This is a genomic window from Clostridium sp. HCS.1, assembly GCF_047900555.1.
In the GTDB taxonomy this organism is placed as follows: domain Bacteria; phylum Bacillota; class Clostridia; order Clostridiales; family Clostridiaceae; genus Clostridium.
Genome location: NZ_CP170704.1, coordinates 447,801 through 471,756 on the forward strand (window position 1 = coordinate 447,801; position 23,956 = coordinate 471,756).

Below are 23,956 nucleotides of genomic sequence, written 5' to 3' on the forward strand. Positions count from 1 at the left end.
GTTAACAAAAATATATTAAAAATATTAATGAGAAGAGAGGTAGTAGCAATGAAATTTTTCTTAGATACAGCTAATGTAGAACATATTAAAGAAGTAAATGAAATGGGAGTTATTTGTGGAGTAACAACAAATCCATCTCTTATAGCAAAAGAAGGAAGAGACTTTAATGAAGTAATTAAAGAAATTACTGAAATAGTAGATGGACCAATTAGTGGAGAAGTAGTTAGCGAAGATGCTGCTGGAATGATAAAAGAAGGTAGAGAAATTGCTAAGATTCACAAAAATATGATAGTAAAAATTCCTATGACTGGTGAAGGCTTAAAGGCAACTAAGGTTCTAGCTAGTGAAGGTATAAAAACTAATGTAACTCTAATATTCTCAGCAGCTCAAGCTTTACTTGCTGCAAATGCAGGAGCAACATATGTTAGCCCATTCCTTGGAAGATTAGATGATATTTCAATGACAGGTATGGACTTAGTAAGAGATATTGCAGATATATTTAGCTTACATGGAATTGAAACTAAAATAATTGCTGCAAGTGTAAGAAATCCAATACATGTTTTAGAAGCAGCTAGAGCAGGAGCAGATATAGCAACAGTACCTTATGATTTAGTTAAACAAATGTTATATCATCCATTAACAGATCAAGGACTAGAAAAGTTTAAAGCAGATTGGGCAAAGGCTTTTGGAAATAAATAATATATAAGTTATAGGATAAGTGAGGAAAATATGAATATAGAATTAGATAAGCTATCTATTAATGCTATAAGAGTTTTATCAGCAGATGCAATACAAAAATCAAATTCAGGACATCCAGGTTTGCCATTAGGAGCAGCTACCATGGCATTTACTTTATGGACTAAGATGAATCATAATGGAAAAAATCCTAATTGGGATAATAGAGATAGATTTATATTATCAGCTGGACATGGTTCCATGCTTGAATATTCCTTATTACATTTATTTGGATATGGAATAACTATAGAAGATATTAAAAACTTTAGACAAGTTGGAAGTTTAACTCCAGGACATCCAGAATATAAGCATACAAAAGGAGTAGAAATAACAACAGGACCACTTGGACAAGGTATATGTAATGCTGTGGGTATGGCTATGGCAGAAAGCTACTTAGCAGAAAAGTTCAATAAAGATAATTTTAATATAGTTAATCACTACACATATACAATTGTAGGTGATGGTTGTCTTATGGAAGGAATTTCAGGAGAAGCATCATCATTAGCAGGAACATTAGGATTAGGAAAGCTAATAGCCCTTTATGATTCTAACAATATCTCAATAGAAGGAAGTACAGATATTGCTTTTAGAGAAGATGTTGCAAAGAGATATGAAGCTTATGGCTGGCAAGTAATTAAAGTTAATGATGGAAATGACATAGATGCAATTTCCAAGGCAATAGATGAAGCAAAGGCTGAAACTTCAAAACCATCTATTATAATAGTTAAAAATATAATAGGTTTTGGATGTCCAGCTAAGGAAGGAAAGGCATCAGCTCATGGAGAGCCATTAGGTGAAGATAATATAAAGGCCTTAAAGGAAAACTGTGGATGGAGATTAGAACCTTCTTTCTATGTTCCAGATGAAGTATATGAAAATATGAATAACTATATTAATGAAGGAATAGAAAAAGAAGAAAAATGGAATGAAGTATTTAATGAATATAAAAATTCTTATCCTGAACTAGCAAATGAGTATAGTAAATGGATGAAAAATGAAGTAGACAAAGAGGAATTATTAAATAATGAAGAGTTCTGGAGCTTCGATAAAGAAATGGCAACTAGAGATTCTTCAGGTGTGGTTATTAATAGATTAGCTAATATAATTCCAAATTTAATTGGAGGCTCAGCAGATTTAGCTCCTTCAAATAAAAGTTATATGAATGGAAAAGGTGACTTTTCAGCAGAAGATAGAAGTGGACAAAATCTTCACTTTGGAGTAAGAGAACATGCAATGGCAGCTATAGCTAATGGTATGTATGCTCATGGAGGACTTAAAGTTTACTGTGCAACCTTCTTTGTATTTAGTGATTATATGAAGGCTGCAATGAGATTATCTGCATTAATGAAATTACCAATAGCATATGTATTAACTCACGATAGTATTGGTGTAGGAGAAGATGGTCCAACTCATCAACCTATAGAACAATTAGCAGCTCTTAGAAGCATGCCAAATATGGCTGTGTTTAGACCAGCAGATTCAAAGGAAACTGCAGCAGCTTGGTATTATGCTGTAACTAATGATGAAACACCTACTTCATTAGTATTAACAAGACAAAAATTACCTCTATATGATGGATGCCCAAAGAGAGCCTTAAAGGGTGGATATGTAATTAAGGAATCTAAAAAAGAAATTCCAGATATTATATTAATGGCATCAGGTTCAGAAGTAGAATTAGTATATAAAGCAGCTGATAAACTTTATGAAGAGGGTATTGATGCAAGAGTAGTAAGTATTCCATGCTTTAAGTTATTTGACCAACAAGATGAAGCTTATAAGGAAAGTGTATTACCTAATTCAGTACGTACAAGAGTTGCAGTGGAAGCATTAACTTCCTTTGGATGGCATAAATACGTAGGCTTAGATGGAGATATAGTATCTCTTGATACCTTTGGAGAATCAGGAAATGCCAATGAACTATTTAAGAAGTTTGGCTTTACAGTAGAAAATGTTGTTGATAAATCAAGAAAATGTGTTAATAAAAACAAAAAGTAATTTCAGGGGGATTTCAGAAATTACAATTATTGAAAAATTATTTGGAGGAGATATAAATGAATAATACACCAAAGGTTAAATTAGGAATTGTTGCAGTAAGTAGAGATTGTTTTCCAATGGATTTATCAGCAAATCGTAGAAAAGCAGTAGTAGAAGCTTTTGATGGAGATATATATGAATGTAAAATAACAGTAGAAAACGAAATTCATATGAGAGAAGCTCTAAAGGATATAAAGGATGCTGGAGTAAATGCTTTAGTAGTTTATTTAGGTAATTTTGGACCAGAAACATCAGAAACATTATTAGCAAAAGAATTTAATGGACCAGTTATGTTTGTAGCAGCTTCTGAAGAGAGTGGAGATGACTTAATAGGGGGAAGAGGGGATGCTTACTGTGGAATGTTAAATGCTAGTTATAATTTAGCACTTAGAAATGTAAATGCATATATACCTGAATACCCTGTAGGTACAGCAGATGAAGTATCAGAAATGATAAAAGAATTTACTCCAGTAGCAGCTGCTTTAATTGGACTTAAAAATCTAAAGATAATATCTTTTGGACCAAGACCACAAGACTTCTTAGCTTGTAATGCACCAATTAAGCAATTATATAATTTAGGAGTAGAAATTGAAGAAAACTCTGAATTAGATTTATATGCTGCCTTTAATGATCATAAAGATGATCCTAGAATTCCAGATGTAATTGCAGATATGGAAAAAGAATTAGGTGAAGGAAATAAAATGCCTGGTATTTTACCTAAGCTTGCACAATATGAACTTACATTATTAGATTGGATGGAAGCACATAAGGGATCAAGAGAGTTCGTTGTATTTGCTAATAAATGTTGGCCATCCTTCCAAACTCAATTTGGATTTGTTCCATGCTATGTTAATAGTAGATTAACAGCTAGAGGAATAGCAGTATCTTGTGAAGTTGATATTTACGGAGCATTAAGTGAATATATTGGAACTTGCATAAGCCAAGATGTTGTAACTTTATTAGATATAAATAATACAGTTCCTAAGGATATGTACGATTCAGAAATTAAAGGAAAGTTCAATTACACATTACAAGATACATTTATGGGCTTCCACTGTGGTAATACAGCAGCATGTAAATTAACAAGCTGTACAATGAAAAACCAAATGATTATGGCAAGAGCTTTAGAGCCAAATCAAGAACCAAACATTACAAGAGGAACTCTTGAAGGAGATATTATTCCTGGAGATATAACTTTCTTTAGATTACAAAGTAATGCAGATGCTGAGCTTACTGCATATGTTGCAGAAGGAGAAGTACTACCAGTTGCAACAAGATCCTTTGGTGCAATAGGAATATTTGCAATTCCTGAAATGGGAAGATTCTATAGACATGTATTAATACAAGGTAGATATCCTCACCATGGAGCAGTTGCCTTTGGACATTTTGGAAAGGCTATATATAATTTATTTAGATACTTAGGAGTTAAAGAAATAGGCTTTAATCAACCTAAGGGAATGTTGTATAAATCTGAAAATCCATTTATAAAATAATATAATTTTACTATAATAATTTTTTACCAAGTAAGGCTGTATCCTAATCAAATACAGCCTTATTAATTTTCACAAAACAAAATACATAGCATAAGATATATAAAAGAATTTACGTGGAGTTGAAAATTATTGATATACGGGCTAATATTAGCAGGAGGAAAAGGTACAAGACTTTATCCTTTATCAAGATCATCAAGGCCTAAACAATTTTTAAAGGTTATTAATGATAAAAGCTTTCTACAAAATACAGTAGATAGGGTATCACCATTAATTAACAAAGAAAATATTTATATTGTTACTAATAAGGATTATGAGGATAAGGTAAAAGGAGAATTAGATAATATTAATTCAAACAATATTTTCACTGAACCAATGAACAAGGAAACTGCAACATGTATAGGACTGTCAGCTGTAAAACTATTAAAAAAAGACAATGATGCTATTATGGTTGTTTTACCTTCGGACCACCATATAGAAAATGAAAAATTGTATATTGACACATTATCACAAGCTGTTGAAATAGCTAATAAAAAAAGAGGGATAGTAACCTTAGGTATTACCCCTTCAAGAGCAGAGACAGGCTATGGGTATATTGAAATGGGACAACGGACTATAGCAGAAATACCAACCTTTAGAGTAGAAAGATTTACAGAAAAGCCTAACCTAGAAGTAGCTAAAGATTTCTTGCTAAAGGGAAGCTATTTATGGAATTCTGGAATGTTTATATTTAGAGCTGATGTAATACTAAGAGAAATAGAAAAATATCTTCCTAAATTATATAAATCATTAATGGAAATATATAAGCATATAGGGGAAGAAAATGAAGATGAAGTTATTAGAGAGCAATACTCTTTAATAGATGGCATATCTATAGACTTTGGTGTTATGCAAAAAACAAGAAAAGCTTATGTTATTAAAAGTGATTTTATATGGGATGACATTGGAAGCTTTTCAGCTTTAAGTAGATATTTAGAGGAAGATAAAAATAATAAAGTAAGCGATAATGTATACCTTCAAGATAGTGAAAATTGTGCAGTTTTTGGAGAGAAAAACCTAATTATTGGATTTGGACTAAAGGATTTAATAGTTGTAGATGCTGGAGACGTTATTCTAATTATGGATAAAAACAAAGAACAAGAAATAAAGCATCTATTAAATGATATAAGTAATGAGCGAAGGTATGGAGAATTTATGTAAATAAAATCATTATAGATAATAATGGTTTGTAAAAATTAAGGCTGTAATTTAAGTATTTACTTAAGTTATAGCCTTAATTTAATTGGATAGGGTTATTATAGAAAAGATAAAATAGTGTGTATTTAACATTTAGTATATAGCCGTACTTCATAGTAGAATTAAAGAATTAGATGACAAATATTTAGTTGAAAGTTTCTTATATATACTGCATATTACCCTATAAATTATCAATATATTATTCTAAGAAATTAAGGCATCCAATATATTATATTAAAAAACAATTTAATAATAATACTAATAATATAATTGGGGAGAGATTTATTTTGAGAGAATATAGGATTGAAAAGGAAGGACAAATAGATTTTTTTAAAACATTTAGAATAGACTATAAAAATAATGATGTATTAATTGAGAATACAGATGGCGTTTGGAAAGGGAATTTGTTAGAGTTTAAATTAAATATTAATGATGTTAGCAAAACTTTGTTACAAGCAATTAAATATTTATCAGTAATGAGAGTTAAGGGAAGATCTGTACCAGCAAATATACTATTGATATCTCTTAATGAAGAAAAATGCTATATTTTTAACAGTCAAGATTATTTTGATGATATTCATAAAATATACTATGGATCTGCTAGTAAAAATAATGATGGTTTTATTATGACTAAATCATATGTAAAAATAATTGATTATTCAATACAACGTGGACAAGTAGATATGATTCAAATACTTAGAGCAAGAAATTATATGCCTATTAATATTGATGAAAATTGCATAGTAGGATGGGCTGAAAGATATTATAAGGAAAACCCTAATGCCAATAAAGGAGATTTTCTTGGAGATTTAGAGGGAAGAGTAAAAATTATTGGTGAAATCCGACAACCTAAGCATTTTGCAGGGCACATATTATCATATAATGAGAAAACAAATGAGAAGTTTAAATATTTAATGGATAGATTAAATGACGATTTAAATAAAAAGAATTTGGGAGCATTTTATACACCAGAGTTATATTGTAAAAAAGCAATAGAATTAGTTAGAAAAGCTATAGAAAGAGTTCCAAAAGATAATGATTACGTTATTATAGATAGATGTGCTGGAACAGGTAATTTAGAGGAATTTTTAACTGATGTTGAGCTATCACATTGCATTCTATCAACCTATGAATATTATGAGTATAAGGTTCTTTGTGAGAGATTAGCAGATAAAGTAAGATTTATTATACCACCAATAGAAACTGACGAAACTTACGATAAAGGGTTTGTTAAAAGTGCAAATGCTCTTAGTAAAGATTATGTGTATAATGAATTAATTGAAAAATATATAAAAGATGATAAGTGTACAATAATTATTTTTGAAAATCCTCCATATGCAGAAACTACATCTATAGAGCATCAAAAAAAGAGTAAAGCTGAAACATCGTCTATTTGGAAGAAAAGTTTTGTTGTAGAGCAGATGAAAAAAGAAATTAAAGGTACAGCTATAAATGATTTAGGAAATGTATTCATATGGTCTGCTTTTAAATATTATTTGAGACAACCAACAGATAGTTATATAGTTTTTTCACCTGTGAAGTATTGGAAAACTCAGCATTTGATTTCTAAAAAATTCTTAGATGGATACGCTTTTAATAGGAAACATTTTCATACAAAAATAAATGCTTGTATTATGGTTGCGTTATGGTCTAATGAGAATTGTACATTACAAAATTCTTTTGAATTAAAAGCTTATGATATAAAGGATAATAAGCTAGTTTATTGTGGAAATATTGATATAAAGAAGATTTTAACTAAATATAGTAATGTTTATTATGATAACAGAAAATTAACTACAGAAAAAGAAGAGGGGATTTTGGTAGGTTTAAATGGACTTGAGGCACCTGATAGTGTTAAAAAAAGAATAAGACCATTGTATGATAAGAATATTATTGGATATCTTGTAGCTGATAGCTCAGGTTTTGATAACCCAGATACGAAGTCTAGTCTGTTGGTGGCAGGTAGATATAATGGTAATGGGTTTTTCTTGAGAAAAGATAATTATCTAGAAAAGCTTCCTATGTTTGCAGCTAGCCGCTATATTAGATATAATGCAAGCTGGACCGAAAGATCTAGAATTATGAAATCAGCTGATGGTTCAGCAAGATTTTTTAAACATATAGTTACATCAATAGGTAAGCAAGATTTACTTAAAATACTTTTATTCTGTGTATTGGAAAGTCAGAATCATATGAGAAGTTTTATGATAAGAAACGGCATATTTTATAGAAATGAAATATGCCTTGATACAACTAATGGAGAAACTATTGCAAGCATAGATTTGAATAAATTAAAAGTAAAGAACAAGGAAAAAGTCTTAATAGATTTGTGGAATGAAATATTAAAAGAAGCTAAATTAACTTTAAACTATAATCAAGAACTAACATATGGGATTTATCAAATAAAAGATGAATTAAATACACATCATAAAAACGAATTAGGTGAAATTATCTATGATTATCCAGTATTGAACGGAGAGATTGCTGCATTATCATTTTTAGTTAAAAACTATTATTTAGAGGAAATAGTACCATTCCTATTTGAATTTGAATTTTTAAAATAAAATGTTTAATTAAGCAATTAATTATTTAAAATCTAAAAAATATTTACAATAATGTTTTGTAAAACTTAAGGATGTGATGTAAGTTAATTACTTATATTACATCCTTAAGTTAATTAGAAAGGAAATATATATAATATAAGATTTTTAACTTGCTAAATTTATGTTTTAATATGGTAAAATATATAAGGATATATTTACATAATATATTATTAGAGATTAATTGAGAATTCAATATATTATACAGTTAAGATGAAGAAATAAAGGTAACGGAGATGAAATTATGGCTAAACTTACATTACAAGAATTAGAATCAACTCTTTGGAAAAGTGCTGATATATTAAGAGGTGAATTAACTGGTGCAGAATATAAAGATTATATATTTGGTATGTTATTTTTAAAGAGGATAAATGATGAATTTGATGAAGAAAGAGAAGCTAGAAAACAAGAATTCACTGAAGATGGTTTGGATGAAGACGAAATACAAGAACTTTTAGAAGACTCATCTATTTATGAAAGCTTTTTTGTTCCAGAACAAGCAAGATGGGCAAAACTTAAGGATTTAACATTAAATATAGGACCAGAACTAGATAAAGCTTTTAAAGCTATTGAAGATGAACCAAAAAATTCAGAGCTTATTGGAGTACTAAGTACAACTAACTATAATGATAAAGAAAAGGTTCCAGATAAGAAATTATCTCAACTTTTGATACTATTTAGTACAATAAACTTAGCAAACTCAAATTTAGAATCAGATGATATGCTAGGAGATGCTTATCAATATTTAATTAAACAATTTGCAGACCAAGGTGGTAAAAAAGGTGGAGAATTCTATACTCCAACAGAAGTAGTTAAAGTATTAGTTAACATATTAAAGCCAGAAGAAGGAGATAGAATTTATGACCCTACTTGTGGTTCAGGTGGTATGTTAATTCAAAGTATAGAGTATGTTAAAAAACATGGTGGGAATCCAAAGAACTTAAGTCTTTTTGGTCAAGAAATAAACCTTTCTACATGGGCGATATGCAAAATGAACATGTTATTCCATGGAGCTAAAGGTGCAGATATACAAAAAGGTGATACTATAAGAGAACCAAAACATACAGAAGGTGGAGCTTTAAAAGTTTTTGATAAAGTACTTGCTAATCCACCATTTTCATTAAAGAACTGGGGAGTTGAAGAAGCTCAAAGTGATGCTTTCCATAGATTTAATTATGGTATTCCACCAAAGTCTTATGGAGATTTAGCTTTTGTTGAGCATATGTTATCAAGCTTAAATATGAAAGGGAAAATGGCATCTGTAGTACCACATGGAGTATTATTTAGAGGTTCATCTGAAGGGGAAATAAGAACTGGATTTATTAATGATGATTTAATAGAAGCAGTAATAGGAATACCACAAAACATATTCTATGGAACGGGAATTCCAGCAGCTATACTTGTTTTAAATAAATCTAAATCAGAAGAAAGAAAAGGTAAAATTTTATTTATAGACGGAAGTAATGATTTTGTTAAGGATGGAAATAAAAATAAACTTAGAGAAGAAGATATAGAAAAGATAGTAGAAGCATTTGATGCTTTTGAAGATGTAGAAAAATATGCATCTGTTGTTGATATTGAAACAATTAAAGAAAATGATTGTAATTTAAATATTAGTAGATATGTAGATACTACTGAAGAAGAAGAAGAAGTTGATATTCAAAAGGTTTTAGGAGAAATAGTTGAACTAGAAAAGAAGGAAGCTGAGACTAAAGAGAAGCTTAATGAATATTTAAAAGAATTAGGTTTTGATGTAGTGTAAGGTGGTGATTTAGTGAAGAAGATTAAAGAAGGATATAAGATGACTGAACTTGGGGAGATACCAAGTGAATGGGAAGTAAAGAAGTTAAAGGATATTGCTAATATATGCTATGGAAAATCTCAAAAAGAAGTTGAGGTCGATAATGGAAAATATAAAATACTAGGAACAGGTGGAATAATTGGATATACAAATGATTTTCTTTGGAATGAGCCATCAGTTCTAATAGGTAGAAAGGGAACTATTGACAAACCACAATATATAGAGGAGCCGTTTTGGACAGTAGATACATTATTTTACACTAAATTAAATGATGATTTTTTAGCAAAATGGTTTTACTATTACTTAGATAATATAGATTTGAAAAAGTACAATGAAGCTACAGGAGTACCAAGTTTAAGTGTTTCTAATTTAAATACAATTTCAATAGCAATCCCTCCTTATGAAGAGCAAGGAAAAATAGCTTCAATTCTTACAACTGTAGATGAGCAAATAGATAATGTTGATGAACTTATTGAAAAAAATAAGGAACTTAAAAAAGGATTAATGCAACAACTTTTAACTAAGGGAATTGGACATACAAAGTTTAAGAAGACGGAAATTGGGGAGATTCCTGAGGCGTGGGAAGTACTAAGAATAGGAGATATTGCAAAGTTTCAAGGGGGATATGCTTTTAAAAGTAGTGACTATATAGATAATGGAATTAATTTAGTTAAGATAACTAATGTGCAACAGAAAGATTTAATATGGAGTGATACAAATTTTTTACCTAAAGAATTTTTATATAAATATTCAGAGTACAGACTGAATTTTGGTGATGTGGTAATTGCTATGACACGTCCAATTATTTCATCGGGGATAAAAGTATGTAAAGTTAAAGAAACAGATATTCCATCATTATTAAATCAAAGAGTCGGACGATTTATTTGTTCAGACAAGGTTAGTGGGAAATATTTATATCAATATTGTTTCTCAGATTATTTTATAAATAAGGTAGGTGAACTTTGTAGTACAACAGGGCAACCTAATATAAGTTCTAATCAGATTGAATCAATAATGATAAGTTTACCTTCAATAAATGAACAAGAAAAAATAGAATTAATATTATCAGAAGTTGATGAAAAGATAGAAGAATATGAAAATAAGAAGCAAAAGCTAGAAGAAATTAAAAAAGGATTAATGCAACAATTGTTAACAGGAAAAATAAGGGTATGTAAAGGGGATTAATATGATTACAGCACTATTTGTTAGACATTATAAGATTTATCAAGGATTATATTTTATACCTATTTGTAATGATTATAATAATAAATACTCTACACTTATAGGCAATAATGGAGTTGGTAAGAGTTCAGTATTAGAGGCACTTGATACGTTTTTTAATAATACATCTTGGAACAAAAATAAGAATGGAAAGAAAGATGAGGCTTTCATAGCCCCAGTCTTTCTCGTTAAGAAGGAAGAGTTAAATGAGGTGCTAGGTAATAATTCGAAAGAGAAAGAGTTTGTTGAGTTTCTGAGTGGTTATTTTTGGGAATCTGATGAAAATATAAATTCAAATCTAAAGTCTGATGAATTTATTAACTTTTTTAAGTATAAAGAGTTTATGAAAGAGAAATATTCACAAGAAGAATATTATTTACTTGTATTAGGAGTTCAATATGAGTGTAAAAATAAGCTTTATTTTATAACATTCAATAAGGATGTTATAAATAAAATACCAGAAGAATTGCAAAATTTTAATTATGATATAATCTTAGAGAAAATAAGGGAGTACTATTCATACATATATATTCCTATTCATACGACACCAAGTGAAATTTTAAGAATAGAAAGTAAAGAAATTCAAAATTTAATGAATACAGATGTATTAAATGAAATAGATAATATTTTGAATAACAAAAAGTTTGAAGAAGGGCGTAGAAAATTTAGTGTTATAGATTTTATTAATGATTCACTAAATGAGTATATGGATTCAGTGAATGATGTAATTCAAAATATTGATAATGAGTATGCATTTAAGGTTGAAGGAGCTTATAAAAAGAACTTGACTTCTTCAGATGTAAGAAAGAAGATATTAGAAGCATATTTTTCAATTAGAACATTAAAAAAGGATAAGCAAGAGATAAATGAATTAAGTTCAGGAGAACAACGGATAGCAATAATTGATATTGCAACAGCATTTTTATTGCATAATGATAAAACTGATAAAAAGATTATTTTTGCAATTGATGAACCAGAAAATTCTTTACATATATCTAAGGCTTTTAATCAGTTTGAAAGGTTAGAAGGCTTAAGCAGTAAGCATCAAATAGTAATAACAACACACTGGTATGGTGCATTACCAGTCACAACAAACGGGAATCTGCAATATTTAGAAAAGGATAGAAAAATTAAAATATCGTATTTCAATTTTAATAACTATTTTGAAAATAGAAGGAGTTTACCTAATGATTTAATGCTAAAAAGCTATTTTGAATTAGCATCATCTATTCTAAGTTCTATGAGAGCTGATAATACTAATTGGATAATATGTGAAGGTAGTGATGATAAATTATACCTAAAGCATTATTTAAAAGATATACCAAATTTGAAGCTACTAAGTGTTGGTGGGTGTGGGAATGTTACTAAGTTATATCAATATCTGTACATACCTTTTTCGGAAAAGGATGAGGGGAATGCCTTGGATAGTAAAGTATTATGCATAATTGATACTGATGATGAAGTGAAAACTATTGATTTACCAAGTGAAACTAGAAATAAAAAGTTAAGAATATGCAGAATTCAACACAATAGGGAAAATAAAATTGAATTAAAAAAAATAGGCGGAGATGGATACCATAATCAAACGGAGATTGAGGATTGTTTAATTCCTAAGGTTTTATATGAAGCTTTATCAGAATCTATAAAAAATTATGGTAATGAAGAACTAACTAATATTTTTAATGGATTTGAATTTAATGAAAAGACTATTGTATCAAGGATTAAAGGAGAACTTAGTGATTCAATTTTATATCCAAAAGATATGGATAGTCTTAAAAATAGAGATTTAATTTATAAATATATGAATGATAATAGATTTAAGTTTATATTAGCTAATAATTACATAAAAAATTGTGATGAAAATGCTATTATAGAAAATCCACAATTATTTGAATTAATAAAAGTATATTTTTTAGAATAAATAAAACAAATAAATGATTAAAATATATGCCAATTTAAATTCTGGGCACACTAAAGATAGAATAGAAGGAATTAATATATTTAACTTATTAAATATAAGAATGCTAAAACTAGTATAAATATTAATACAACTATGTTATTATAATAAATTTAATGTTATGAAAGTTATGGAAAATAACTAAAAAATAGTCGAGTAATCAGTAAGTCAGATAGTAAAAAATAATTAGTTTTCAATTTAATGGACATTATAAATAGTTAGGTAATTATGAAAGAATTTTATTTAATATAAAATGAGAGAAAGCGATTTAGAAAAGAAAATTAAAAAATAATATAAGGTCATAGAGAAATCTATGGCTTTTTTGATATATAAATAAGGTTGCTAATTGTAAAATAGTGTATAATTTAATTAAGATTATAAGAGTTTAGGGGGATAAAAATGCCATACTTAGGAAACGAAGAAACCTTAGTAGAATTACCAGCAATTGAATATTTAGAGGATAAATTAGATTACAATTTCATTCATGGAAAAGAATTAATTCCTGAAAGTGGAGTGAGAGAATCCTTAGCTGATGTTGTATTAGTAGATAGATTAAAGAAAGCAGTAAAAAAGCTTAATCCTTGGATAAATGAAAGTAATTTAGATAGAGCAATAAGATATATTAGTAGATCCGATAGTTTAGGAACAAGTTTATTAGAAATAAATGAAAAAATTTATGAAACTCTTGTAGATTTAACCTTTACAGTTGAACAAGACTTAAATGGTGATGGTCAAAAGAAGTATCATACTGTTCAATTTATAGATTGGGAAGATCCTTATAATAATGATTTTTTAGTAGTTCGTCAATTTGAAGTTCAAACCTTAAGTGGAAAATCTATTTTCCCAGACATAATTATTTTTGTAAATGGAATTCCTGTTGTAGTTTTAGAAGCTAAGTCTCCATTTTTAGAAAAAAGTAATAATGAAAGTATCGGAAAGAAGCAAGCCTTTGAGCAATTAAGAAGATATATGAATGTTAGAGATAATGACTTAGGGGAAGGAGCTCCAAGATTATTTTATAGCAATTTCTTTACTGGAATTTTAAATAGATATAACGCTTACGTTGGAACAATAAGCTCAAAGTATAATCATTACTTACAATGGAAGGACCCATATCCATTTAAGAAAGATAAAATTGATGGTTATAAAGATTGTGGACAAAATATATTTCTTCAAGGATTTCTAGAAAAGAAAAACTTACTTGATTTAATGAGAAATTTTATTGTTTTTGAAGCTGACAATGGTGCTGTTATTAAAAAAGTTTGTAGATATCAGCAATTTAGAGCTGTTAATAAAGCTATAGAAAGAATTGTTAGCGGAAAAGATAAGCTTTCAAGAGGTGGAGTTGTTTGGCATACTCAAGGTTCAGGTAAATCATTAACTATGGTTTTCTTAGCTAGAAAAATTAAACGAACTAAGGGATTAATGGATTCTACTGTAGTTGTAGTTACAGATAGAATAGACCTTGATAAGCAGATATTTGGAACCTTTAATAGAACTTTATCTAAGATTACAACGCCAGTTAGAGCAGATAATATTGAGTATATGAAAAGTTTATTATCTAATCCACAGCCACAAATAATAATGACAACCATTCAGAAGTTCCAAAATGAAACTGAAGAAAAAGAAGTGTTATTTGAAGGTGAGAAGACTATTCAAAAATATGCTGTTAAGTATCCTGTTTTAAGTACAAAGCAAAATATTATTGTTCTGGCAGATGAGGCTCATAGAAGTCAATATAAAGATACAGCGTCAAATATGAGAGTTGCATTGCCAAATGCAGTTTTTATTGGATTTACAGGAACTCCTATAGATAAAGAAGATAAATCAACACCAAGAACTTTTGGTGGGTATATAGATAAATATTCTATTAAAGAAGCAGTTGATGATGGTGCTACAGTAAGGATTGTATATGAAGGGAGAAGACCAGATTTACAGATAGTTGGTGAATCCTTAGAAGATTTATTTGATGAAGCCTTCGCAGATAGAAGTAATGATGAAAAAGCAGCTATAAAGCAAAAATATGCTACCAAAAGAGCTATTGTACAATCAGAAGAAAGAATAAATGATATAGTAGTAGATTTACTACATCATTACAAAGAGCAAATACTACCTAATGGATTTAAAGCTCAAATAGTATGTGTATCAAGAGAAGCTTGTGTTAAGTATTATAATGCTTTAAATAAGCATATGAAAAATATATTAGGGGAAGGCTTTGAAGCTAAGGTAATATTCTCAGGTAATAATAATGACCTACCACATTTAAAGAAGCACTTTACTACAAAATCAGAACAAGATGCAATAATTAATAGATTTAAGCAACCTATAGACAAAGATAAATTAAGCTTTCTAATAGTTAAGGATATGTTATTAACAGGCTTTGATGCTCCTATTGAACAAGTTATGTATCTTGATAGACCACTTAAGGAACATACACTATTACAAGCAATAGCAAGAGTTAATAGGACCTATACTAAAGAAGTAGAAAGAACACTAGATACTAGTATAGTAGTAAGAGAAAGTATCACAAAACAATGTGGGTATGTAGTTGATTACTATGGAATATCAAATTACCTTGAAGATGCACTAGCTATATTTGATAAAGCTGACTTAGGTAAGCCTATGGATTCATTAGATGATTTATATAATGAGATGTTATCCTATAGAGAAGCTATAATGAACATGTTTAGAGGGATAAACAAAAATAACTTAGATGAGCTAGTTAATAAAATTGAGCCAGAGGATAAAAGAGCAGAATTTGAGCTTATGTATAAAAAGTTTTCAGGAGCAGTAGAAAGTTTATTACCTAGACATATAGAGACAAGTATATTAAATGATTTAAAATGGATTTCATATATTAGAGCAGCTGCTAAAGCTAAATTTAATCCAAGTGATTCAATAGATATTTCTGATTGTGGAGAAAAAGTTAGAGAAATAATAGAAAGTCATTTAAAGTCATTAGGAGTTCAATCATGGATTCGACCAATAACTTTATTTGAAAATGATTTTAAGGCTAAGATTAGTACGCTTAAATCAGATGAAGCTAAAGCATCAGCTATGGAACATGCTATAAAACATACTATAAATATTAGAATGAAGGAAAATCCAGCTTATTATGAGTCATTATTGGAAAGACTTCAGAAGATATTAGATGAAACTAAAATTAATTGGATTGAAAGAAAGAAAAGGCTTGAAGAGTTTATTAATAATGATGTAGAACAAGGAGCTACAGATGAAGCTAGTAATTTAGGACTTGATGAGAAAGAATTTGCTTTCTTTAAGGTAGTGAAAAAATACCTAGATGAAGATAGTGATGGAGAAGTAGATTTTGTTGTAAATGAAGATGGAGAAGCTTATGTAAGTGATGAAACTATAGAATTATCCAAAGAAATAGCTAGAGATGTTAAGAATGTAGTTAAAGATAATTATATGATAGATTGGGTTACTAACCCTACTAAAACTAATGATATCCAAAGAGCAATAAAGCTTATGCTAATTAGAAAGTATTCTAAGAAATTACCTAAGAGCGTTAGAGAAAGAATTATGGAGCCATTGCTTAATTTGGCTAAGATACACTTTAATGTATTATCTTAATTGATAACATAAAAATTATTTTGTGAAAGAAGGTTTCTGTAATATGCTATCAAAAGAAATTATAACGTTAAAATATAATATTTCTTTAAATAATTATGAAATTAGTATTTTAAAAAAGAAAATTGAAACTTTAGATAGTGCAAGAGAAAAATACTTAAAAAAACTTAAGGATTTAGTAATAGATAAAAACTATAAAGATTATTGTTTTACTTGTAAGGAAGGCATAGATTCATCTGATGAGTTTTGTATTAGATGTGGATGGCTTAAATGTAGTTGGTGTAAAAGTTGTGGATGCAATTATGGTAGCTCAAGTGTTAATAAAAAATATAAAAAAAATTTAAGAAATAATTATGAAGCCCAAATACTGAAAGAAAAATTAGATAAAATTTATGAGAACAAAAGTCTTTACAATGGTAATTGTAATAAGATGGAAAATGAGAATGATTTATTCAAGAAAAAACTTAAGCAATTTGTTAAAAGTGGAGTAAAAAATGAAACTTAAAGTGCAATATGGAACTAAAGAATTAGAATTTAAAGTTGAATTTAAAAATAGAGATACCATGAGTATTTCAGTAGAGCCACCTAACGATATTTTAGTTGTAGCTCCTATTGGAACGCTAGAAGAAGACATTAAAAGTATAGTAAAATCAAGAGGTAGATGGATAGTTCAAAAGCTTTTTGAGTTTAGGAACATAGAGGCTAAAAGAATTAATAGAGAGTTTGTAAATGGAGAATCTTTTATGTATTTAGGGAGAAATTATTCTTTACAAATACATGTAGATGAGACTTTACAGAATAACTTTAAAGTTAAGCTCTTTAGAGGTAAGTTCCATGTTTATGTTAAAGAGAAAAGTGATGAGCTTATTAAAGAAGCCATGGAAACTTGGTATAGAGAAAAGACTGAAGAACAGGTCAGAAAAAGAATTAAGTATTATCAGAAGTTTTTTGAAAAAAAACCAAGTGATATTAAGGTTAAGGAGCAGAAGAAAAGATGGGCTAGCTGTACATCAAAGAATGAACTTTTATTTAATTGGAGATGTGGAATGGCAAAGGCTACTGCTATAGATTATATTGTGGTGCATGAGATGTGTCATATGTATTACAAGAATCACTCACAGGAGTTTTGGGATTTAGTAGCCTCTGTTATGAGTGATTATGAAAGTAGAAAAGAATGGCTTAGGGATTATGGGATAAGAATGGATTTATAATTAGTACAAAAGGTTGTTGGATAATTATGGGATTTAAAATTGTTATGAAATATTATAAGTAATGAATGTCAGCATTAAATCGTACTATTAAAAAATAATGGAATAATAGGTTATTTTAGAAGAATTTAAACTAAAGTGGTAAATGAGGGATATATTAATGAGATGAAGAATGATAGTAACAAAGCTAGTGTCAAAAGTAAGAAAAATTTATTAAAAAATACAATAAGTTTTTCTGTAATAGGATGGATTGTATTAAATTTAATAAATCCACTATTTATAAATATTAATGATTATACAAGAGAGTATAATGTATATTTAGAAAGGGTGTATTATGATAGAAATAATGATAACCTAGAAGAAAGAATTCCTAGAATTAAAAAAGCATTAAATATAGAAGATAGAGAGGAACATGTATTTATATATCCAGGAGATAGAAATCAAGTTTTAATGGTGCTTTATTCTGATAGTAATATGCATAATATAGGATTCTATGATATTGATTTTAATAAGTATTTAGAGGTTGATTGCGATATTAATAAATATGTTGAGAGATATGGAAATAAAGATGGTGGAATTTTAACAGAGAAAATTACTCCAAGTGAAGTTTTTATTATTTTAGCTCCAGAATCTGAAGTAGGAGCGAATAATTATTTGCTATGGGAGTCACCAACTTATGAAATGGGAATGGCTGCATTAGAATGGAATGACGGTGCAGGAAAAGAGACTATTAATGTCAATGGATTAGATTATATTGTTTACGGTGCAAGTGGATATAGGAAAAATAATAAGGGGGAGCCCATTAGTTCAATAAGTTATAAAAAGACTTTAAAATCTACAATTTATCATATTCTTGATAATTTAAGTTTGTAATAAGTATTTAATTAAATTCTAAAGTTTGGAAATGTAAGATTAAATATAAATATAAATATAAATTAGGCAATTGAGTGGTTGTGGTATACCACAACCACTCAATTACCTAAAATAAAAAAATCTTTTTGGATTTTATTGTATAAATATTGAATAATATATAACTGCATGTTAACATAATAAGTAAAATGTGGAAAATTTAAGGGAGATTTATATGATTGCGTTAATATTAGAGGTTATTATTTCGGTTGTTTTGAGCATTATTTCATACAATTATAAATGGTGGTTGCCAGTTATTGTTTTTCCGATTATCTTGGGTTTTGGAAATACAATGATTTCAGCAGAACCATTAGGAGAAAATAATGAAAGAAGAATTTTAGATGGAATTATAATGATTACTCAAGTTTCGTTTATTATTGGGCAATCTATAATTTTTTATAACAATATTGGTAAATGGTATGGTGGAGTAATAGGATTTTTTATTGCATTTTTATTAAGGGGATTTATGACCCCGAAAAGATGGATGTATGAATAATTAAAAACTTTAATAAAATAGGGCATATATAAGAAGGTAAATTATATATGCCCTATTTTTATATTTGGCTCTGTTTTAAAATAATGTTGATAAATAAAAATTATAAAAGTGGATAAATTTATCCACTTTTAATTCGTAGTAGTTTAAAAATTATAAATTACCGCAACCATACTATTTTATTTACCAACTTCTATTACTAATATATTAAATCAAAATTATCTCATTTTAATAGAAAGTGGCTTGAGTTGAAAAAGACCAGAATTTTCATCATATTCTCCAACGACAGCAACAATACGAATATTAAGTCCCACTCCAAAAGTATCAGGAACATTGTCTCCAGTAAGATGTAAATCAGAATAATTAACATTGCTAAATTGAAAAGAAGGTCCTGATGCTGTAGTTTCACTATAATCTCCAGCATAAATTAAATAGTCAAATCTTGTTTTATAATCTCCGTGTTTACTTACATAAGCAGTATTACCGTCAAACTCAATGGTTTTCCCCTCATATTTCTGAGCAAAGTCTTTAATGCGAGAATCAAACTCATCTTTTGTACTAAGAATGTCTGATAAATCTTTACAATTATCTACGGTTAATATTTCTTCTGACGTTTTGTTTACATCTAAATCATCTTCTACCTTAGGTTCTGTTGTATTTTCAGTATCTTTTACCTTAGGTTCTGTTGCACTTTCAGTATCTTTTTCTTTGAATGTATGATATTTAATAATAACTTCTATATCTTCTGATACCCATTCATCTGCGGAATAATCAGCATCACCACCGACAGATACTTCTTCAACCTCTCCATCTTTTGTAACCCAACCTGTAATTAAATCTTCAATCTTTTCTATTTTGATGTTCTTAAATCCTTTTGATTTAAAGTCATCAACAACCTCATTATAATCTCTGCCTTTTTGAACACTTGAACCTGATGGAGTTTTTGCTTCTCCTTCATGTTTATTTGAATTTGTACTACACCCAACTACCGCCATAATCATAATGCATGCCAAAAGTACAATAATAATTTTTTTCATTTTATTATCCTCCAATTATATTAATAAGTCGTGATATATTACAATTGTGTAATAATATATTTTTATTATACATCAGTCCTTCAATATAATTCCATAAGATTTAAAATATTACATAAATATTAGCTGAATATATATTGCATTTCAAATAGGATGTCTAAACGGATATCCTATCATGTCATACTAATTTCAACACTACTTTAAAACAAAGCTTTATATTTAAAAGTTATATTAAGTATAGTAGTAAAAGATAAAAGTTAATTATGTACAGTTATTTTGAATATATTTTATTAATTGATAAAATTGCTTTCTAGTAGGATATTTTTTATTGTTTTCAATTAATCCTATTGTAACTGGACTGAGTCTTGTAAGTTTAGCAAATTCCTTTTGATTAAAATTAAAAGATAATCTATGGTTAAGTATTATATTTGAAAAATCTTTACCCAGTACAAATCTATAATATTTATCATAGAGCTTCTTAGGTGGAACTTTTATAAGGGTACAAAATTCTAAGAAGTCATGAGGTCGTAAATACCCTTCATCAAATTCTAAATTCTGATTTTTATTAAGAAATATATTTACTCCATGATAAAATTCTTCTAATGTTACTCCAAGAGCAGAAGCTTTATCAAAATACTTTTCGTAAAGATTGAGTCTATTAGCCTCTTGGAAGAGATTAAATTCTAAGTGTACAAGCATCTCAAAGGGGTAAAGCGAGCAGATGTAATACTAAGAGAAATAGAAAAATACCTTCCTAAATTATATAAATCATTAATGGAAATATATAAGCATATAGGAGAAGAAAGTGAAGACGAAGTTATTAGAGAGCAATACTCTTTAATAGATGGTATATCTATAGACTTTGGTGTTATGCAAAAAACAAGAAAAGCTTACGTTATTAAAAGTGATTTTATATGGGATGACATTGGAAGCTTTTCAGCTTTAAGTAGGTATTTAGAAGAAGATAAAAATAATAAAGTAAGCGATAATGTATACCTTCAAGATAGTGAAAATTGTGCAGTTTTTGGAGAGAAAAACCTAATTATTGGATTTGGACTAAAGGATTTAATAGTTGTAGATGCTGGAGATGTTATCTTAATTATGGATAAAAATAAAGAGCAAGAAATAAAGCATCTATTAAATGATATAGTTAATGAGCGAAGGTATGGAGAATTTATGTAAATAAAATCATTATAGAGAATAATGGTTTGTAAAAATTAAGGCTATGATTTAAGTGTTTTACTTAAGTTATAGCCTTAATTTAATTTGAAAAATATTAATAAAGTGAAAAAGACCATAAAATATTAACATAACTCTATATATAATTAATTATTCCATTTATTGTAATTTTTGCGATCCAATATTATAATAATAAATAGAAAAATGTGAATAGGGGATTGCTATGAAAAAATTTTATGATGAGAATTATAACTACAAAGGCCATATTGATGAAGATGGTAGACTCTATGACGAAAAGTATAACTACAAGGGACATGTTGATGAAGACGGTAGATACTATGATGAGAATTATAATTACAAGGGTCATACTGATGAAGATGGTAGATGCTATGATGAAAATTATAACTACAAGGGGCACTCCGAGAAAGATTCTTCTAATGGGTGTTATTTAACAACAGCATGTGTGGAATACAAAGGATTATCAGATAATTGTAAGGAGCTTACATTATTAAGAAACTTTAGAGATAATTATATGAAAAATAATAGCTCTACTGATATAGATAAATATTACCAGGTAGCTCCAAGAATAGTAGATAAAATAAACAAGTTGGATGAAAATCTTAAAAATAAATACTATGACTATATATACTCTATAGTTAATAAATGCTGTACTTTAATAGAAAATCAACAGCTTGATGATACTTATAATGAATATAAACTTATGGTAGAAAAGTTATCTAATATATAATTTAAATAAGTAAAAGTAAGAAGGAATATATTTTTGATGGGGTAATAGAAGTAATATTAAAATAAGTTATCTTATAGGTATATTGTATAAAAAAGGCTCTATATATTAGACTCTCATTATGAGTGGCTAAAATATAGAGCCTTTTTTAATTAGGTTAGTTCATTTTCTATATAACCTTGATTTAATAAGTTTGGAGAAGTAAGCTTTATTCCTATAGCTCCAATTGGTGCAGTTATTAAAACACTTAAGATTGCTATGGCCTGCATTATTTCTCCACCAACTATGTTCATTTGAAGTGGAACTCCAGCTTTAGCAGACTGGACGGTGGCCTTAGGTAAATAAGCTATTATACAAAAGATTCTTTCCTTTAAGGTTAAATTTGTACCTATTAAAGAAATTGAAACACCTATAGAACGAATAGTTAATGAAATTATAAGCATTACTACACCTATCCATAAGTATTCACCCACTAGTGATGGATTTATAGCCATTCCAACAAAGGCAAAAAGATATAATTTGCCATACTTCCAAACTACATTTATTCCATCTTGAATTTTCTTAGCTAAATCATTTAAAAATGTTCTTAAGAAGAAGCCATAAATCATTATAGTTAATAATGAATTAAAGGAAGATAAATGCAATTCATTTTCTACATATCTAATTGCTATACAAATTCCTAAAGAAAAAATCACTCTAAGGCTGTTATTATTAATTTTTATTAATATCCCTTTAGTTATGTATGCTAGGACGAAGCCAACTAATATACTCATAACTATTGCTATAGGTATTGAAATTAATTCTGATGCAATAGATATAGATTCACCACTAATACTAGACATATATATACCTATAAAAGTAGTGAATAAAGTGATGGCTACTGTATCATCAGCTGAAGCCCCAACTAAAAGCATTTGTGGAATTGCTTTATCTTGCCCAATTTTTCTGTTAATTAAATCTACCATAGAAGGTACTAAAACAGCTGGACTTACTGCAGCTATTATAAAGCCTAATATGGCTCCTTGGACAAAGGAGAAGTCTAAAAATACCATAGATAAAAATGCAATTGCCAATCCTTCAAGGGTTGCAGGTACAATACTTAATAAAACTGCTGGCCTACCTATTTCCTTCATTTGCTCTAAGCTTATACCAAGACCACCTATAAATAAAACTGTTACCAAAGCAATATCCTTAATATATGTAGAAATATTTAAAATAGCTTCTGGAACAACATTAAGAAAAGCAGGTCCTATAAACATTCCTAATAAAATCATGCCTATAAGTGAGGGTAGTTTTATAAACTCAACCAATTTACCAGTATAATTTGCTAATAGTCCTATAAATATTAAACTTAAAATAGTTACTAAAACATTCATTTGTTAAGCCTCCTGTAGACTAATATAAGTAATGATATTTAAAAAATAAAAAAAGCTAATAATTTCTACAACAAAAAGAGTTGTAGAAGTCATTAGCTATAATAAGCGGTTTTGATAAATATCAAGGGAGAACTTCATTCCCTACAAGGGGAAATTATATCACAGATAAATAGAAAATAAAAGGATATAAAGTAGAATTATATTTGAAATAAAATTTCATTTAAGTTATAATTTAATGAAAGAAAATTACTAAAATGATTTAGATATAAAATTAGTAATAAACTACTTAAGGAAGTAAATCTTTTAGTAATAATTAAAGTGCAAATTACATAATGAAATTTTAGAAA

Annotated in this window: 17 protein-coding genes, 1 pseudogene and 1 riboswitch; of the genes and pseudogenes, 15 read left to right on the forward strand and 3 right to left on the reverse strand. The window is 28.4% G+C overall.

Annotated features, from left to right (window positions below):
* The first annotated feature begins 48 nt into the window (after positions 1-48).
* The 13 genes from fsa (at position 49) to ACFYH6_RS02290 (ending at position 19,278) form a co-directional block, all read left to right on the forward strand.
* The gene (gene fsa / locus ACFYH6_RS02230) at positions 49-699 is read left to right on the forward strand and encodes a fructose-6-phosphate aldolase (protein ID WP_316344365.1); all 651 of its coding nucleotides are present in this window, start codon (positions 49-51) and stop codon (positions 697-699) included.
* A 30-nt stretch (positions 700-729) separates the two neighbouring features.
* Entirely contained in the window at positions 730-2,730 is a 2,001-nt protein-coding gene (gene tkt, locus ACFYH6_RS02235) for a transketolase (RefSeq protein WP_416179287.1), read from the forward strand.
* A gap of 56 nt (positions 2,731-2,786) precedes the next feature.
* Entirely contained in the window at positions 2,787-4,262 is a 1,476-nt protein-coding gene (locus ACFYH6_RS02240) for an L-fucose/L-arabinose isomerase family protein (RefSeq protein WP_416179286.1), read from the forward strand.
* A 129-nt stretch (positions 4,263-4,391) separates the two neighbouring features.
* Positions 4,392-5,459: a mannose-1-phosphate guanylyltransferase gene (locus ACFYH6_RS02245; RefSeq protein WP_416179285.1), complete on the forward strand. Its 1,068-nt coding sequence runs from the start codon at positions 4,392-4,394 to the stop codon at positions 5,457-5,459.
* Positions 5,460-5,782: 323 nt separating this feature from the next.
* On the forward strand, positions 5,783-8,059 hold the full coding sequence (locus ACFYH6_RS02250; protein ID WP_416179284.1) for a hypothetical protein: 2,277 nt from the start codon (positions 5,783-5,785) through the stop codon (positions 8,057-8,059).
* A 280-nt stretch (positions 8,060-8,339) separates the two neighbouring features.
* The gene (locus ACFYH6_RS02255) at positions 8,340-9,857 is read left to right on the forward strand and encodes a type I restriction-modification system subunit M (protein ID WP_416179283.1); all 1,518 of its coding nucleotides are present in this window, start codon (positions 8,340-8,342) and stop codon (positions 9,855-9,857) included.
* A 12-nt stretch (positions 9,858-9,869) separates the two neighbouring features.
* The gene (locus ACFYH6_RS02260; RefSeq protein WP_416179282.1) at positions 9,870-11,081 is read left to right on the forward strand and encodes a restriction endonuclease subunit S; all 1,212 of its coding nucleotides are present in this window, start codon (positions 9,870-9,872) and stop codon (positions 11,079-11,081) included.
* A 1-nt stretch (position 11,082) separates the two neighbouring features.
* Positions 11,083-13,038 (forward strand): AAA family ATPase, encoded by a 1,956-nt coding sequence (locus ACFYH6_RS02265; RefSeq protein ID WP_416179281.1) that lies wholly within the window; start codon positions 11,083-11,085, stop codon positions 13,036-13,038.
* 435 nt (positions 13,039-13,473) lie between these two features.
* Positions 13,474-16,668 (forward strand): type I restriction endonuclease subunit R, encoded by a 3,195-nt coding sequence (locus ACFYH6_RS02270; RefSeq protein ID WP_416179280.1) that lies wholly within the window; start codon positions 13,474-13,476, stop codon positions 16,666-16,668.
* Positions 16,669-16,711: 43 nt separating this feature from the next.
* A complete protein-coding gene (locus tag ACFYH6_RS02275; protein ID WP_416179279.1) occupies positions 16,712-17,170 on the forward strand; it encodes a hypothetical protein in 459 nt (152 codons plus the stop codon).
* A complete protein-coding gene (locus tag ACFYH6_RS02280; RefSeq protein ID WP_416179278.1) occupies positions 17,160-17,876 on the forward strand; it encodes a M48 family metallopeptidase in 717 nt (238 codons plus the stop codon). The genes ACFYH6_RS02275 and ACFYH6_RS02280 overlap by 11 nt, the downstream gene beginning before the upstream one ends.
* 162 nt (positions 17,877-18,038) lie before the next feature.
* Positions 18,039-18,746, forward strand: a complete 708-nt coding sequence (locus ACFYH6_RS02285) for a hypothetical protein (protein WP_416179277.1) — start codon at positions 18,039-18,041, stop codon at positions 18,744-18,746.
* Positions 18,747-18,957: 211 nt separating this feature from the next.
* Entirely contained in the window at positions 18,958-19,278 is a 321-nt protein-coding gene (locus tag ACFYH6_RS02290; protein ID WP_416179276.1) for a hypothetical protein, read from the forward strand.
* A gap of 215 nt (positions 19,279-19,493) precedes the next feature.
* Here ACFYH6_RS02290 and ACFYH6_RS02295 read toward each other — a convergent pair whose 3' ends face one another.
* Together ACFYH6_RS02295 and ACFYH6_RS02300 are read right to left on the reverse strand one after the other, a co-directional pair.
* The gene (locus ACFYH6_RS02295) at positions 19,494-20,312 is read right to left on the reverse strand and encodes a DUF4839 domain-containing protein (RefSeq protein ID WP_416246471.1); all 819 of its coding nucleotides are present in this window, start codon (positions 20,310-20,312) and stop codon (positions 19,494-19,496) included.
* Positions 20,313-20,570: 258 nt separating this feature from the next.
* On the reverse strand, positions 20,571-21,008 hold the full coding sequence (locus ACFYH6_RS02300) for a helix-turn-helix transcriptional regulator (protein ID WP_416179274.1): 438 nt from the start codon (positions 21,006-21,008) through the stop codon (positions 20,571-20,573).
* A 15-nt stretch (positions 21,009-21,023) separates the two neighbouring features.
* Here ACFYH6_RS02300 and ACFYH6_RS02305 point away from each other — a divergent pair.
* Together ACFYH6_RS02305 and ACFYH6_RS02310 are read left to right on the forward strand one after the other, a co-directional pair.
* Positions 21,024-21,491, forward strand: a pseudogene (locus ACFYH6_RS02305) (mannose-6-phosphate isomerase); the annotation flags it as partial.
* Positions 21,492-21,711: 220 nt separating this feature from the next.
* Positions 21,712-22,236, forward strand: a complete 525-nt coding sequence (locus ACFYH6_RS02310; RefSeq protein WP_416179273.1) for a hypothetical protein — start codon at positions 21,712-21,714, stop codon at positions 22,234-22,236.
* A 149-nt stretch (positions 22,237-22,385) separates the two neighbouring features.
* Here the strand turns inward: ACFYH6_RS02310 and ACFYH6_RS02315 are convergent, their stop codons facing one another.
* On the reverse strand, positions 22,386-23,609 hold the full coding sequence (locus ACFYH6_RS02315) for a cation:proton antiporter (RefSeq protein WP_416179272.1): 1,224 nt from the start codon (positions 23,607-23,609) through the stop codon (positions 22,386-22,388).
* A 76-nt stretch (positions 23,610-23,685) separates the two neighbouring features.
* A riboswitch (Fluoride riboswitch) is annotated at positions 23,686-23,760 on the reverse strand.
* Positions 23,761-23,956: the final 196 nt, after the last annotated feature.

Bases quoted from the DNA above. Each gene is read 5' to 3' on its own strand.
- fsa (WP_316344365.1), top strand. From the start codon at position 49: ATGAAATTTTTCTTAGATACAGCTAATGTAGAACATATTAAAGAAGTA.
- tkt (WP_416179287.1), top strand. From the start codon at position 730: ATGAATATAGAATTAGATAAGCTATCTATTAATGCTATAAGAGTTTTA.
- ACFYH6_RS02240 (WP_416179286.1), top strand. From the start codon at position 2,787: ATGAATAATACACCAAAGGTTAAATTAGGAATTGTTGCAGTAAGTAGA.
- ACFYH6_RS02255 (WP_416179283.1), top strand. From the start codon at position 8,340: ATGGCTAAACTTACATTACAAGAATTAGAATCAACTCTTTGGAAAAGT.
- ACFYH6_RS02265 (WP_416179281.1), top strand. From the start codon at position 11,083: ATGATTACAGCACTATTTGTTAGACATTATAAGATTTATCAAGGATTA.
- ACFYH6_RS02270 (WP_416179280.1), top strand. From the start codon at position 13,474: ATGCCATACTTAGGAAACGAAGAAACCTTAGTAGAATTACCAGCAATT.
- ACFYH6_RS02275 (WP_416179279.1), top strand. From the start codon at position 16,712: ATGCTATCAAAAGAAATTATAACGTTAAAATATAATATTTCTTTAAAT.
- ACFYH6_RS02280 (WP_416179278.1), top strand. From the start codon at position 17,160: ATGAAACTTAAAGTGCAATATGGAACTAAAGAATTAGAATTTAAAGTT.
- ACFYH6_RS02285 (WP_416179277.1), top strand. From the start codon at position 18,039: ATGAAGAATGATAGTAACAAAGCTAGTGTCAAAAGTAAGAAAAATTTA.
- ACFYH6_RS02290 (WP_416179276.1), top strand. From the start codon at position 18,958: ATGATTGCGTTAATATTAGAGGTTATTATTTCGGTTGTTTTGAGCATT.
- ACFYH6_RS02295 (WP_416246471.1), bottom strand. From the start codon at position 20,312: ATGAAAAAAATTATTATTGTACTTTTGGCATGCATTATGATTATGGCG.
- ACFYH6_RS02300 (WP_416179274.1), bottom strand. From the start codon at position 21,008: ATGCTTGTACACTTAGAATTTAATCTCTTCCAAGAGGCTAATAGACTC.
- ACFYH6_RS02310 (WP_416179273.1), top strand. From the start codon at position 21,712: ATGAAAAAATTTTATGATGAGAATTATAACTACAAAGGCCATATTGAT.
- ACFYH6_RS02315 (WP_416179272.1), bottom strand. From the start codon at position 23,609: ATGAATGTTTTAGTAACTATTTTAAGTTTAATATTTATAGGACTATTA.